Annotated in this window: 11 protein-coding genes; 7 read left to right on the top strand and 4 right to left on the bottom strand. The window is 70.9% G+C overall.

Annotated features, from left to right (window positions below; translation table 11 throughout):
- Positions 1-32: 32 nt before the first annotated feature.
- The 3 genes from F6X53_RS06330 to F6X53_RS06320 all read right to left on the bottom strand — a co-directional run bounded on the left by F6X53_RS06330 (position 33) and on the right by F6X53_RS06320 (position 4,197).
- The gene (locus F6X53_RS06330) at positions 33-1,046 is read right to left on the bottom strand and encodes an alpha/beta fold hydrolase (RefSeq protein ID WP_150998399.1); all 1,014 of its coding nucleotides are present in this window, start codon (positions 1,044-1,046) and stop codon (positions 33-35) included.
- Between the two features lie 56 nt (positions 1,047-1,102).
- Positions 1,103-2,974, bottom strand: a complete 1,872-nt coding sequence (locus F6X53_RS06325; protein ID WP_150998396.1) for an ABC-F family ATP-binding cassette domain-containing protein — start codon at positions 2,972-2,974, stop codon at positions 1,103-1,105.
- 299 nt (positions 2,975-3,273) lie between these two features.
- A complete protein-coding gene (locus F6X53_RS06320) occupies positions 3,274-4,197 on the bottom strand; it encodes a UDP-3-O-acyl-N-acetylglucosamine deacetylase (protein WP_238297092.1) in 924 nt (307 codons plus the stop codon).
- 373 nt (positions 4,198-4,570) lie between these two features.
- Here F6X53_RS06320 and F6X53_RS06315 point away from each other — a divergent pair, with 373 nt between their 5' ends.
- From F6X53_RS06315 to F6X53_RS06300, 4 genes are read left to right on the top strand one after another with little or no spacing between them, the layout of a single operon-like run.
- Positions 4,571-5,257 (top strand): Crp/Fnr family transcriptional regulator, encoded by a 687-nt coding sequence (locus tag F6X53_RS06315; protein ID WP_150998393.1) that lies wholly within the window; start codon positions 4,571-4,573, stop codon positions 5,255-5,257.
- Positions 5,250-6,344: an ABC transporter ATP-binding protein gene (locus F6X53_RS06310; protein WP_150998390.1), complete on the top strand. Its 1,095-nt coding sequence runs from the start codon at positions 5,250-5,252 to the stop codon at positions 6,342-6,344. Before F6X53_RS06315 ends, F6X53_RS06310 begins: the two co-directional genes overlap by 8 nt.
- Complete coding sequence (locus F6X53_RS06305; protein ID WP_150998387.1) at positions 6,341-7,252, top strand: ABC transporter permease; 912 nt, start codon at positions 6,341-6,343, stop codon at positions 7,250-7,252. Before F6X53_RS06310 ends, F6X53_RS06305 begins: the two co-directional genes overlap by 4 nt.
- 16 nt (positions 7,253-7,268) lie before the next feature.
- Entirely contained in the window at positions 7,269-8,054 is a 786-nt protein-coding gene (locus F6X53_RS06300; RefSeq protein WP_150998384.1) for an ABC transporter permease, read from the top strand.
- A 9-nt stretch (positions 8,055-8,063) separates the two neighbouring features.
- On the opposite strand, the gene F6X53_RS33610 is transcribed toward F6X53_RS06300, so the two are convergent.
- The gene (locus tag F6X53_RS33610; RefSeq protein ID WP_150998381.1) at positions 8,064-10,076 is read right to left on the bottom strand and encodes an AsmA family protein; all 2,013 of its coding nucleotides are present in this window, start codon (positions 10,074-10,076) and stop codon (positions 8,064-8,066) included.
- A 309-nt stretch (positions 10,077-10,385) separates the two neighbouring features.
- Between F6X53_RS33610 and F6X53_RS06290 the strand changes: the two genes are divergently transcribed.
- The 3 genes from F6X53_RS06290 to F6X53_RS06280 all read left to right on the top strand — a co-directional run bounded on the left by F6X53_RS06290 (position 10,386) and on the right by F6X53_RS06280 (position 12,559).
- Positions 10,386-11,135 (top strand): CoA transferase subunit A, encoded by a 750-nt coding sequence (locus F6X53_RS06290; RefSeq protein ID WP_150998378.1) that lies wholly within the window; start codon positions 10,386-10,388, stop codon positions 11,133-11,135.
- Positions 11,136-11,239: 104 nt separating this feature from the next.
- Positions 11,240-11,899 (top strand): 3-oxoacid CoA-transferase subunit B, encoded by a 660-nt coding sequence (locus F6X53_RS06285; RefSeq protein ID WP_150998375.1) that lies wholly within the window; start codon positions 11,240-11,242, stop codon positions 11,897-11,899.
- A gap of 261 nt (positions 11,900-12,160) precedes the next feature.
- Positions 12,161-12,559, top strand: coding sequence for a hypothetical protein (locus tag F6X53_RS06280; RefSeq protein WP_150998373.1), 399 nt, complete (start codon positions 12,161-12,163; stop codon positions 12,557-12,559).
- The last annotated feature ends 58 nt before the right edge of the window (positions 12,560-12,617 follow it).

Raw genomic sequence — 12,617 nt, 5'->3', positions numbered from 1 at the left:
CTCCGAGCGAGGGCCCGGAAACCCGGGCCCCCTCAGGCGAGGTCGGCCGAGAAGGCGTCGTAGCTGCGCGTCACGGCGCCGGGCCGCTCGAAATGCGGGAATGCCCCGGTCGGCATGCGCTCGATCGTCCAGTTCGGCCGCTCGTGAAAGCCCGCGGCGTGGCGGTAATCCACGAAGTCGCCGCGTATCCCGTGGATCATCCAGACGGGCAGCCACAGGGCCTCGTAGAGGCGGGTGGCATCGGTCGGAAACAGATGTCCGGCCAGGAACGAGAAGGGCGCGTGCTCGGCGCCCGGCTGATGCGCGGAGGCGTAATCGTAGGAGAGCAGGCCCTCGTCGATCCGGCGCGAGCCCCAGGTCTTCTCCAGAAAGTAGCGCATGCTCGGGCGGCTCACGAGGGCGTCGAACAGGGCTCGGCCCCAGAGCGGAAAGTCCACGGCCGAGCGGGCGACGTCGTTGCCGCGGTGTCCCCCGAGCGGCCCCCGGCCGGAGAGGCGGGCGTCGAACCCGGTCGGGCTGATCAGACCGAGGCTGCGATAATCCTGCGCCTGCTCCAGGCTCGCGCGGGCAAGGTACTCCGCCGAGAGCGAGAGCGCGACGGCATCGAGCCGCACGCCCCCGTGCCGCCGCCGGATCTCGCCCGCCACCGCGTGGATCGCGTCGACCATCAGGCGCGGCGTGTAGACCTGTCGCCGGCGTTCCGAGAAGCCGAAGCCCGGCAGATCGAGGGCGTAGACCGGGCGCGCCTTCGCGTAGTGCCGGTAGAGCGGGCGAACCTCGTAGGCGTTCGCGGCCGCGTTGATCGAGTGAATCAGCAGGAGCGGCGTGCCCTCGGGTGGCCCATCGCCGTAGAAGCTGGCCCGACCGCTCCGGGTGCGCAGATCCTCGCGCCGACCCGGGAGGGCAGGGGGCAGCGGCATCCGATGGTCGATGGCAAGCCGGCTGTAGGCGAGCCATCCGGCAGCAGCCCCGAGGGAGCCGAGCCCAAGGGTCTTGGCGATGCCGGACGCCCGGGCCGGAAGGAATCGGTCGGATCGGATCGCCATTTTGCGCCTCGTCTCAGGGTTCGGGCGACAACGTCGCGGCCGCGGCGAACGTTGCCTCAGGCGTTCGCGGCCTCGATCTCCCCGCTCAAAGCCAGCCACTCCTCCTCCGCGCTGCCGAGGGCGCCGGCAGCCTCCGCCCGCATCCGCGCGATCTCCCCGGCCTTGGCGGCGTTCTGCTGGAAGGCGGAGCCGTCCTCGAGCGCCGCGTCGATCTTGGCAATGGCTTCCGAGAGCTTGGTCATCCGCGCCTCGACGGCCTCCAGCTTCCTGCGAAGCGGCGCGAGCGCGGCGCGGCGCTCGACGGCGGAGCGGCGCGCCTCCGCCTTCTGGCCGCCCGTGCCTTCCGCCTGGCGCGTCTCCTCGCGCTCCGGCCCGGCGAGGACGAGGCGGCGGTAATCGTCCATGTCGCCATCGAAGGTCTTCACCGACCCGTTCGACACCAGCCAGAGACGGTCGGCGCAGGCCTCCACCAGGAAGCGGTCGTGCGAGACCAGGATCACCGCGCCCTCGTAATCGTTGATCGCCTCGACGAGGGCCTGGCGGCTCTCGATGTCGAGGTGGTTCGTCGGCTCGTCGAGGATGAGGAGGTGAGGCCCATTGAAGGCGGCAAGGCCCATCAGCAGCCTCGCCTTCTCGCCTCCGGAGAGCTGCGCGACCGGAGTGTCCGCCTTGCTGGCCGGAAAGCCGAGGCGGGCCGTCGCGGCGCGCACCTTGGCCTCCGGCACGTCGGGCATCCGCTCGCGGACATGCGCGTAGGCGCTCTCGGCGGGGCGCAGCTCGTCGAGCTGATGCTGCGCGAAATACGCGACCTCCATCTTGCCCGAGCGCTTGAGTTCGCCCGCGAGCGGGGGGAGCCGGCCGCCGATCAGCTTGCAGAAGGTGGATTTGCCGTTGCCGTTGGCGCCGAGCAAGGCCACGCGATCGTCGGGCGCGAGGCTGAGATTGAGCCCCGAAAGCACGATCCGGTCCGCATAGCCCGCCTGGACCCGCTCCATCGCGACGATCGGCGGCGAGAGGGGGCGCTCCGGACTCGGCAGGTGGATCACCGGCACGTCATCCTCGATCAGAGCCGCGATCGGCTCCATCTTGGCGAGGCGCTTCACCCGCGACTGAGCCTGCCGGGCCTTCGTCGCCTTGGCCTTGAAGCGATCGATGAAGCTCTGGAGATGGGCGCGCTCCGCCTCCTGCTTTGCCCGCGCCTTCACCTGCAGCACGCGCTTCTCGGAGAGCTGCCGGGCGAACGCGGTGTAGCCGCCTCGCCAGAGGGTCAGCTGCCCGCGCTCGAGATGGAGGATGTGGTCCACGCACTCGTCGAGCAGGTCGCGGTCGTGGCTGATGATGATCGCCGTGCGCGGGTAACGCTCGAGGTAGTCGTAGAGCCAGAGCGTGCCCTCGATATCGAGATAGTTGGTCGGCTCGTCCAAGAGGAGCAGATCGGGCTCGGAGAACAGGACCGCGGCGAGGGCAACCCGCATGCGCCAGCCGCCGGAGAAATCGGAGCAGGGACGGGCTTGCGCCTCGGCATCGAAGCCGAGACCGTGCAGGATCGCCGCGGCGCGTGCGGGCGCCGAGTGCGCCCCGATATCGACAAGGCGCGTCTCGATCTCCGCGCGACGCAAGCCCTCGGCCTGCTCGGCCTCCGCCATCAAGCGACTGCGCTCGGTGTCGGCCGCCAGGACCACCGCGTGCAGGGTCTCGGGACCGGCCGGCGCTTCCTGCGCGACGGCGCCGATGCGCATCCCCCTCGGCAGCCCGATGGTGCCGCCCTCCGTCGGGATATCGCCGAGGATTGCCTTGAACAAGGTGGTCTTGCCCGCCCCGTTTCGGCCGACGAGTCCGACGCGGGCGCGGTCGGGAATCGCGAAGGAGGCGCGATCGAGGATCACGCGCTCGCCGATGCGGTAGGTGAGATCGTTGACGCGGAGCATGGGTGCGTTCTGGCGAGGCGGGCGGCCCGAGGCAAGCGGCCAAAGCGCCCTATCGCGTCGCGAGGGTTGCGAGTTCGAGGATCCACAGGACATAAAGGCGGTGAACGCAGCCCGTCAGGCTGCGCCGATTTCGCCGGGGGGGGCCCTTCGCGGCGCCCCCTTCGATGGGGCGTAGATGGTCCCGGATGCTACGCGTCACGCAGCTCGTCTTCGGTTCTGAGCAGTCCAGCAACTGGCTCCTGCGTTTGCGCGATGCCATCGAGCGATGGCTCGGCGAGCGCCTCGAATCCTGAACCGTCTCAGATCAACTCCCAGGCCGCGCTGTCTCGCATCAGCTTGGCCACGAGGGCATGGTTCAGCTCGTGGCCCGTATGTGCCGCGGTGACGTGCCCCAGGATCGGATGCCCCGCGAGCGACAGGTCCCCGATGAGATCGAGGACGCGGTGACGCACGGGTTCCTCGGGTACGCGCATCCCCCCGATGATACGGTCCCGGTAGATCGCGGCCGTGGTCGAGAAGTTGGCTCCGCGCAGGAGCGGGCGGCCCGTGGCGTATGCGTAAAGCTTCGCGGGCAGCGCCCATTTGAGGCGGCCGAAGCTGCGCGAAGGGGCAAGATCGCGCTCGAAGATTTCCGGTGTGATCATGCCCTCCCACCGCAATTCGCCGAAATGCGAGAGCGAAAGGCTCGCGGCGATGGACAGGCTCGTGGCCGGCTCGATCCGCAGCGACCGCCGCCCGTCACGCACCTCGACGGTGCGCCGCACGCGGATCCTGGAACACGGAACGGCAAGATCGACCCGCCCCGCATCCCGAATCGCCGCGCACCAGGGTGCCGCACTCCCGTCGAAGATCGGCAGTTCCTCGCCGTCGAGCTCGACCTGCGCGTTGTCGATCGCGAGCGCTCTGAGAGCCGCGAGCAGATGCTCAACGGTGCGGACCAGCGTGCCGTCGGGTGCCTGGAGCGCCGTGCACAAGGGCTGGGAAACCCGGGCCTGCCAAAGGGCCGGGACGGATATGGTTCGGCCGCTCCGCAGCTGGCGCCGGAAAACGATGCCCGTGCCCGCCTCCGCCGGGGTGACGCGGACGTTCGTGTGACGCCCGGTGTGGAGACCGCGGCCCTGGCAGGCGAAGGCCGCCGCGATGGTCGCCTGCATGGGCGACGCGGCGCCACTACGCGCGACCGGATCGTCGGGTTGCGCGATCATGGCTGGCGGGGCAGACATCGCACCCGGACTCAGTGGGAATGGCAGGACAGGAGCGCCGCGGCGTTCATCGGAAGATCCGGCATGGTGGCTCTCGAGCCTCGGCCGGTGCTGATCCGGCCGCGCTGCCTATCCGGCGCCGATCCGTTGAGGAAGTAAAAGGTTCGTCATCGCGAATGGCCGCGCAGGGGCTTTCTCGCGCGTAGATCATCCACGCCCTTCGTGTTTCCTCGACTTGACCGGCGAAACCGCTGTCGCCACGATCCCGTACAGCTTGACGTTGCCGACATTCGGGTCCAACCGGCCCATTGCCCCACCTGGCCTTGTTGACCGAAGGCTTGCGCGCGGGGACGTGCGGGACGTGATCGCGTCGGATTGCGTAGGGGCTGAGGGAATGGGTCGGCTAGCGAGCATTCCGTTCTTCAAGGAGCCAGGCATCGAGCTCGCGTCCTTCGAGACCCGATGTCATTGGCGGCGCTTCGACGAGAACGAGGTTCTGGTCGATTACGACGACGTCTCGACCGACGTGTACTTCCTGGCCGCGGGCGAGGTGCGCATCCTGAATCGCTCACAATCGGGCAAGGAGGTCATCCTCGGCGAGATGCGGGCCGGCGCGTTCTTCGGGGAGTTGGCGGCTCTCGACGGGATCGGCCGCTCGGCCAACGTCACGGCGCTTACCCGCGGCGAGGTCTGCGTGGTGCCGGCCGCCGTCTTCCGCCAGATGGTGTTCGCCTCGGAAGCGATCGCCGACCGGCTTTTTCGCCTGCTCACGAAGCGCGTGCGCGAACTCAATACCCGCCTGATGGAGCATGCGCTTCTCGATCTGCGCCACCGCCTCTATGCGGAACTGCTGCGCCTGTCGGTGCCGCGCGCCGGCGCGGGGGACGAGCGGGTTGTCACGCCGCCGCCCTATCATCACGTGCTCGCCGCCCGCATCGGCTGTCGCCGCGAGCAGGTGACCCGTGAATTCACCGTGATGGCGAGCGAGGGGCTCGTCGATCGCACCCGCGGCGCCCTCGTGATCCGCCGGCCGGATCTCCTCGAGGCACGGGTCGCCGAAGCCCTTCGCGAGGATGGCTGAGCCCCTGCGGGCGGGTGGACCGGAGACGCAGCTACTCCGCCTCGCCAACGTCACCAAGCGGTTCGGGCATCACGTGGCCGTCGAGGATGTCAGCCTCGATCTTCGGTCCGGCGAGTTCCTGTGTCTGCTCGGACCCTCGGGCTGCGGCAAGAGCACGCTCCTGCGCCTGATCGCAGGCTTCGAGACACCGACCTCCGGCCAGATCGGGCTCGATGGGCAGGATCTGGCCGGAGCACCGCCGCACCGGCGGCCGGTGAACATGATGTTCCAGTCCTACGCGCTCTTCCCACACATGAGCGTCGCTCAAAATATCGCATACGGTATCAAGGGCTTGGGCCTGTCTCGCACGGCCACCGCCGAGCGCGTGGACGCACTCCTGCGCCTCGTGCGCCTCGAGGGCTTCGCGGATCGGCGGCCGGACCGGCTGTCGGGCGGTCAGCGCCAGCGCGTCGCCCTCGCCCGGGCGCTGGCGCGCGAGCCGCGCGTGCTCCTCCTCGACGAACCGCTCGGCGCCCTCGACCGCGCCCTGCGCGAGGAAACCCAGGGGGAATTGCGCGCCCTGCAGCGCCGGCTCGCCACCACCTTCGTGGTGGTGACGCACGATCCGGCCGAAGCGATGACCATGGCCGACCGTATCGGCGTGATGGATCGTGGCCGCCTCGTGCAGGTCGGGGCCGCGGCCGAGCTCTACGAGCAGCCAGCGAACCGCTTCGTCGCGGGGCTCCTCGGCGACGTGAACCTGATCGAGGGGCGGCTCGGTGCCGAAGCCCCCGGGGCACTCCAAACGGTGGAGACCGCGCTCGGTCCGATCCGGGCCACCGCTCCGGCGTCAGCGCTCGCGCCGGGAGCGCCCGTCGTCGTGGCGCTGAGGCCGGAGCGGATCGCGCTCGCGGATGAGACGGGCGCAGGGCTCCCGGGAACCGTCGTCGCGGTCACCTTCCTGGGTGACCGCATCCGCAGCCAGGTTCGCATGGCGGACGGGTCGTCGATGCGCACGACCATGCCGGCCGGCGGCCCGGACTGGCCGGTCGGCGGCCGGGTTCGCCTCGGCTTTCGGCCGGAAGCCGCCGCGATCCTCCCCACATGACGGCGCGGTCCGCCCGGTTCCTGCGCGCGGTCGTGCGCCTGCCGCCGCTGCTCTGGCTCGGCGCCTTCTTCCTCGTGCCCTTCGCCATCACGCTGAAGATCAGCCTGTCGGAGCCCGCCACCGCGATGCCGCCCTACCTGCCGGTCCTCGACTGGGCCGGCGGGATCGAGGGCTGGTCGAGTTTCCTCGAAGCCCTGCACTTCACGAATTTCGAGACGCTCGCGGGGGACGCGCTCTACCGGGACGCGGCGCTCGCCTCCCTCGAACTCGCGCTGATCGCCACCGCGATCCTGATCGTCATCGGGACGCCCATTGCCTACGCGATGGCGCGCGCCTCCGCGCGCTGGCAGCCGATCCTCGTCGCGCTCGTGGTGGTGCCGTTCTGGACGAGCTTCCTGATCCGGGTCTATGCCTGGATCGCGATCCTGAAGCCCGAGGGCCTGCTCAATGCCGGGCTGCTGCGGCTCGGCCTGATCGGGGCGCCGCTCGAGATCATAAACACGCAAGTGGCTGTTCTGATTGGATTAACCTACGCCTACCAGCCCTTCATGGTGCTGCCCCTCTACGCCGTGATGAGCCGGCTCGACCCGGCGCTGCGGGAGGCGGCCGCCGATCTCGGCGCGTCGCCCGCGCGGGTGTTCTGGAGCGTGACCCTGCCGCTGAGCGCCCCGGGATTGGTGGCGGGCGCGCTGCTCTGCTTCATCCCGATGGTGGGGGAGTTCATCATTCCCGATCTGCTGGGCGGGTCGGAGACCCTGATGCTGGGCCGGGTCCTGTGGAGCGAGTTCTTCTCCAACCGCGACTGGCCGCTGGCCTCGGCGGTGGCGGTCCTGCTGCTCCTGATCGTGCTCGGCCCGGTCATCCTGTTTCGCGAGGCCGAGACCCGGAGGGGAGAGGCGGCCCGGTGATCGCGTGGAACAAATCATGAGCGGAACCAACAGAATCGCGCTGATTCTGGGTCTGGGTTTCCTCTATGCCCCCATCCTCGTCCTGGTGGTCTACTCGTTCAACGCCTCGGCCCTCGTGACGGTCTGGGGCGGGTTCTCGACCCGCTGGTACGGCGTGCTGCTGGCCGACCGGCCCCTGATCGAGGCGGCCTGGGTCAGCCTGCGGGTGGCCCTGCTGGCGAGCCTGATTGCCACAACCCTGGGTACGCTCGCGGCTTTGGCTCTGGAGCGCCACGGGCGCTTCGCGGGACGGGGCCTGTTCACCGGCCTGGTCTATGCCCCGATGGTGATGCCGGAGGTGATCACCGGCCTATCCCTGCTGCTGCTCTTCGTCGGGATCGGCCTCGACCGGGGCATCGCGACGATCGTGGTGGCGCACGCGACCTTCGGGACGGGCTTCGTCGCCGTCGTGGTGGCGGCGCGGCTGAAGGGGCTCGACCGGGCGCTCGAGGAGGCGGCCGCCGATCTCGGGGCCGGACCGATCCGGGTGTTCTGGAGCATCACCCTGCCGCTGCTGGCGCCGGCCCTCGCGGCGGGCTTCCTCCTCGCCTTCACCCTGTCCCTCGACGACCTCGTGATCGCGAGCTTCGTCTCGGGCCCCGGCGCCACCACCCTGCCGATGCGGCTCTACAGCCAGGTTCGGCTCGGGGTGAACCCGGAGATCAACGCCGCCTCGACCCTCCTGATCGGGATGGTCAGCCTCGTGGTGCTGACGGCGTCGTGGCTGAGCGGGCGGCAGGGCGGGCAGCGCGCCGCCGGCTGAGGCGTCGCGTCAGGGCGCGTAGGCTCGCGCCGCGGCGGGCAGGCCGGCGGGTGGAAGGCCTGCGGGTGGAAGGCCGGCGGGTGGCAGGCGCAAAGCCTCGGGCGGCGCGGCCGGGCCGCCCCTGACACCCGCATCACCCCGGGAGCCGGCGTCCGGAACGGTCTCCTCGCGGCGCGCCGGCCGGATCGAGACGGCATCCCAGGGTCCGGCAATCTCGAACAGGGCGCCGGCGCGGGGCGCCTCGCCCGTCCCGCCCAGGCTCGCGGCCACCCGGGGGGCGAGCTCCGCCCGCGCCTGGAAGCGCCGCTCGATCAGGGAGATCTGGCCCCGCAGGCTCGCCGTGAGGGCGGAGGCCTTGAGGTAGCCCTCGGCGATCTCGCCGATGCCGTCGGCGAAGCGCAGGGTGACGCCGGCCCGCTCGAAGGGGGTGCGGCCGTTGCGGCGGGCCAGCGCCCCCGGGGCGGGCTTGCCCCGGTGGATCACGTCGGCGAGGTCGAGCCCGGTGATCAGGCCGCCCTCGCTGGCGAGAACCGCGCGCCCGCTCACGCGCTCGGTGAGGGCCGCGACGTCGCGCCCGACGCTCTCCAGGGCGAACTGCCCCTGCGTGCCGCCCAGGACCCAGCGGGACTGGCCGAGATCGATCAGGAGCGCTCCGAGGTCGAGCCGGTCGAAGGCGCCTTGCGCCTTCACTTCGGTCTCGGCCTCGTCGCCCTCCGCCGGCGCCAGCGCGATCCGGCCCTTGAGGGTCGCGCCCTGCAGGCTCGCCCGGCCGAGGGAGGCCTCGATCGTGTCGCCGCGCACCAGGACGCTGGCGGCGAGATCCTCGAGGAGCACCGGGCCGATGCGGCTGCTGGCGGCGGAGAGGCGCAGGTCGAGGTCGCCCCCGGTCAGGGGCTTCAGGGCGACCGGCCGGTGGGCCGGCGCCTCGACGGCGGAGTCCGGTGCCTCCGGGTTCGGTTCCGGCGCGACCGGGCCGAACAGGCGCACGAGGCCCCCGAGCAGGGGCGCGAGGTTGAGGCTGTCGGCCGCGAGCGTCGCCTGGACGGCGGTGCGCGCCTCCTGGAAGCGCGCCGAGCCCGCGCCCTCCAGCACGTTGCGGCCGACGCTCACGCGCAGGCTCGGCAGCATCAGGCCCTCCTTCGAGGCTTCGAAGCTGCCGTCGAGGGCGAAGCCCTCGATGAAGGGCGAGAGCGCCACGTCGCGGCCGAGATAGGCCAGGGTCTCGGGCAGGGAGCGGGTCTCGAAGCTGCCCTGTCCGGCGAGCTTCACGCCGTCCTCGGCCAGGGTGGCGCTGCCCTGGGTGGCGAGGCTGCCGGCCGGCCAGGACGCCGTCGCGGCGAAGGGGGTGGCGCGGCCCGCCAGGAAATCGAACGGGCGCAGGCCGGTCAGCGCGAAGCGCGCGCTCTCGCCCTTCCAGCGCAGCGCGACGGCGCCGTCGAGGCTCGCGCTCCACATGGGCCAGGACAGCACGACATCGAGGTTGCCGGAGCCGGGCTCCGCCTCCGGTTCCGCCGCCGAGGGCGCGAGCCCCGCCAGGGTGGCGCGGGTCACGGTGATCCGGCGCGGATGGCTCGTCACCCCTTGGGCGAGGCGGGCCGAGACGCGGGCCATCGGCTCGGCCCAGCGGGGATCATCGATCCCGCGCGGCAGCGCGAGGGTGGCCCCGTCGAGGGCGATGCCGCCGATCTCGGCCTGGCCGGAGAGGAGGGCGAGAAGGCTCAGCTCGATGGTGAGGCGCCCGCCATCGGCCAAGGGCTCGGGCGAGAGATCGGGCGAGCTCGCGTGCAGGGCGTCCGGCAACGCGGTCAGGCGGGTCCGGCTGAAGCGCAGATGCGGCAGGGGCAGGAGGGAGAGGTGGGTCGGTCCGTCCGCGCTCAAGGCCAGACCGTAGGTCTCGAGGCCCCGGCTGACGAAGCGCGCCGCGCCCGGCGTCGCCACCCGCCAGGGCAGGCAGGCCGCGGCGAGGCCCGCGACCGCGAGCGCTCCGAAGCCGAGGGCTGAGATGAGGCGGCGCGGCGGCATTGCGCTCCTGGCAACGGGCCCCGGCCATGGGGCCCCTCGGCGATGGGGGCGTCCGGCGCGTCGTGCGGAACCCGGACCCCTGCTGCGTCGATCCCGGATGTTTCAGGCCGCCCCCAGCCGTTACAATCCAGATGACACGGGTCATTCCCTTAAACGCTTCGAAGGGGTTTGTCTCCACGGCGCGCTTCCTGCTAGCGCAACGGTCGCGATTCATGTGCACGACCGGGCCTTCCGGGATCGGTCGGGCAGGGCGGAATGCCCATCGGACGACGGGATGCGGCGGAAGACGGTTCGAGAAGGACGCGTTGAATGAAGAAAGTTTACTCCGATGCGACGGCCGCCCTGGCGGGCCTGCTGCGCGACGACATGACGGTGATGTGCGGCGGCTTCGGCCTCTGCGGCATTCCGGACGAGTTGATCGACGCGGTGCGCGAATCGGGCGTGAAGGGCCTGACCGTCATCTCGAACAATGCCGGGATCGACGGCGTCGGCCTCGGCAAGCTCCTCGACACCCGACAGGTCTCCAAGATGATCTCGTCCTATGTCGGCGAGAACAAGGAATTCGCCCGCCAATTCCTGGCCAACGAGCTCGAGATCGAGTTCAACCCGCAGGGCACGCTGGCCGAGCGCATCCGCGCCGGAGGCGCCGGCATCCCGGCCTTCTTCACCAAGACCGGCGTCGGCACCAAGGTGGCCGAGGGCAAGGAGGTGCGCGAGTTCGACGGCGCGCAATACGTGATGGAGCGGGGCCTCTTCGCCGACCTCGCCCTCGTCCACGCCTACCGGGGCGACACCGAGGGCAACCTCGCCTACCGGCTGACCGCGCGCAACTTCAACCCGATGATGGCCACCGCCGCCAAGGTGACGGTCGCGCAGGTCGAGCATCTGGTGCAGCCCGGCGAGATCGACGCGGAGAACATCCACACGCCCGGCATCTTCGTGAAGCGCATCGTCCACGTGCCGGTGCGCGAGAAGCGCATCGAGCAGCGCACCACCCGCAAGCGCGCGGAGGCCGGGGCGGAGACCGGGCCGGCGGCGGCCGGCGGCGGCGCCGTCTGAGCCCCGCCCGACGCGGACCCGCCCCAGCCCGCGCCTCCCCGGAGGACACGCGGGAAAACCCCATTCGGCAGCGCGAGCGCGCCACTCGATCAGGAGACATCATCATGGCCTGGACCCGCGACCAGATGGCGGCGCGCGCCGCGCGTGAACTCGAGGACGGCTTCTACGTGAATCTCGGCATCGGCATCCCGACCCTGGTGTCGAACTTCATCCCCGAGGGCATGTCGGTGCAGCTGCAATCGGAGAACGGCATGCTCGGCATGGGCCCGTTCCCCTACGAGGGCGAGGAGGACCCCGACCTCATCAATGCCGGCAAGCAGACCATCACGGCGCTGCCGACGACGAGCTACTTCTCCTCGGCCGATTCCTTCGGAATGATCCGGGGCGGGCACATCAACCTGTCGATCCTCGGCGCCATGCAGGTGGCCGAGAACGGGGACCTGGCCAACTGGATGATCCCGGGCAAGATGGTGAAGGGCATGGGCGGCGCCATGGACCTCGTGGCGGGCGTGAAGCGCGTCGTCGTGGTGATGGAGCACGTGGCCAGGAACAAGGACGGCTCGGAGAGCCCGAAGCTCCTCAAGGCCTGCGACCTGCCGCTCACCGGCACCCACGTGGTCGACATGGTGATCACCGATCTCGGCGTCTTCACCATCGACAAGAAGGGCGAGGGCGGCATGACGCTGATCGAGCTCGCCGACGGGGTCACCGAGGACGAGATCCGGGCAAAGACCGAGGCCGCCTACACGGTGGCGCTCGCCTGAGCCTGTCCGGGCGTCCCGCCCGGACGCCATGGTCGAACGAGAACGGCCCCGGACCTCGCGGTTCGGGGCCGCTTTCATCTCGGTTGGGCCGATCCCGCCGGGGCCGGAAACGGGTCGTTTCGGGACGTTTCCGGCCCCGGTCCGGCCCACATGGCTAAGCGAAGTTTAAGCCGAATGCTCGAATCCTCGCGACCGCCGGACCCGCGGATCGCGCGTGCCACCGCCCGGCCAGTGATGTGCAGGGCACGAGGGTGAAGGCGTATGGGTCGCGTATCGACGGCGATGGACAATGTCGTGCCCTTCCGGCGGATCGCCGCCCAGGGTGCCCCCCGTCCGGCCGGGCTCCGCGAGGGTCAGGCCAAGCGCCGCGGCGACCAGCGCGCCCTGATGGACGCCGTCTACGCCACCGGCAGCCTCGCGGTGGCGGCCGGCGACCGGGAGGCCAAGCTCACCGCCTCGCGCCTCCAGGTCTACGGCTTCCTGACCATCGAGGAGGTGGGCGAGGACGGCGCCCTGCGCCGCCTGCGCCCCTCCGAGGCGATCCGGGCCCGCGCCGAGCGCCCCTGGCGCCTGACCCGGGCGGCCTACGGCGCGGGCCTTGCCGTGACGATCCCGGCCGTGGACGACTTCCTGTTCGAGGCCGCCGGCCTGCCAGCCTGAGGGGCCGCCCCGACCATGCCGGCCCGGCCCGGCGCGAGCCAGGATACCGCCAAGCCCG

The organism is Methylobacterium soli (genome assembly GCF_008806385.1).
GTDB classification, from domain to species: Bacteria; Pseudomonadota; Alphaproteobacteria; order Rhizobiales; family Beijerinckiaceae; genus Methylobacterium; species Methylobacterium soli.
Note: the sequence above shows the minus strand (reverse complement) of the source record. Positions and strands in the feature narration are given on the sequence as shown.

Bases quoted from the DNA above. Each gene is read 5' to 3' on its own strand.
- F6X53_RS06330 (WP_150998399.1), bottom strand. From the start codon at position 1,046: ATGGCGATCCGATCCGACCGATTCCTTCCGGCCCGGGCGTCCGGCATC.
- F6X53_RS06325 (WP_150998396.1), bottom strand. From the start codon at position 2,974: ATGCTCCGCGTCAACGATCTCACCTACCGCATCGGCGAGCGCGTGATC.
- F6X53_RS06320 (WP_238297092.1), bottom strand. From the start codon at position 4,197: ATGTCTGCCCCGCCAGCCATGATCGCGCAACCCGACGATCCGGTCGCG.
- F6X53_RS06315 (WP_150998393.1), top strand. From the start codon at position 4,571: ATGGGTCGGCTAGCGAGCATTCCGTTCTTCAAGGAGCCAGGCATCGAG.
- F6X53_RS06310 (WP_150998390.1), top strand. From the start codon at position 5,250: ATGGCTGAGCCCCTGCGGGCGGGTGGACCGGAGACGCAGCTACTCCGC.
- F6X53_RS06305 (WP_150998387.1), top strand. From the start codon at position 6,341: ATGACGGCGCGGTCCGCCCGGTTCCTGCGCGCGGTCGTGCGCCTGCCG.
- F6X53_RS06300 (WP_150998384.1), top strand. From the start codon at position 7,269: ATGAGCGGAACCAACAGAATCGCGCTGATTCTGGGTCTGGGTTTCCTC.
- F6X53_RS33610 (WP_150998381.1), bottom strand. From the start codon at position 10,076: ATGCCGCCGCGCCGCCTCATCTCAGCCCTCGGCTTCGGAGCGCTCGCG.
- F6X53_RS06290 (WP_150998378.1), top strand. From the start codon at position 10,386: ATGAAGAAAGTTTACTCCGATGCGACGGCCGCCCTGGCGGGCCTGCTG.
- F6X53_RS06285 (WP_150998375.1), top strand. From the start codon at position 11,240: ATGGCCTGGACCCGCGACCAGATGGCGGCGCGCGCCGCGCGTGAACTC.
- F6X53_RS06280 (WP_150998373.1), top strand. From the start codon at position 12,161: ATGGGTCGCGTATCGACGGCGATGGACAATGTCGTGCCCTTCCGGCGG.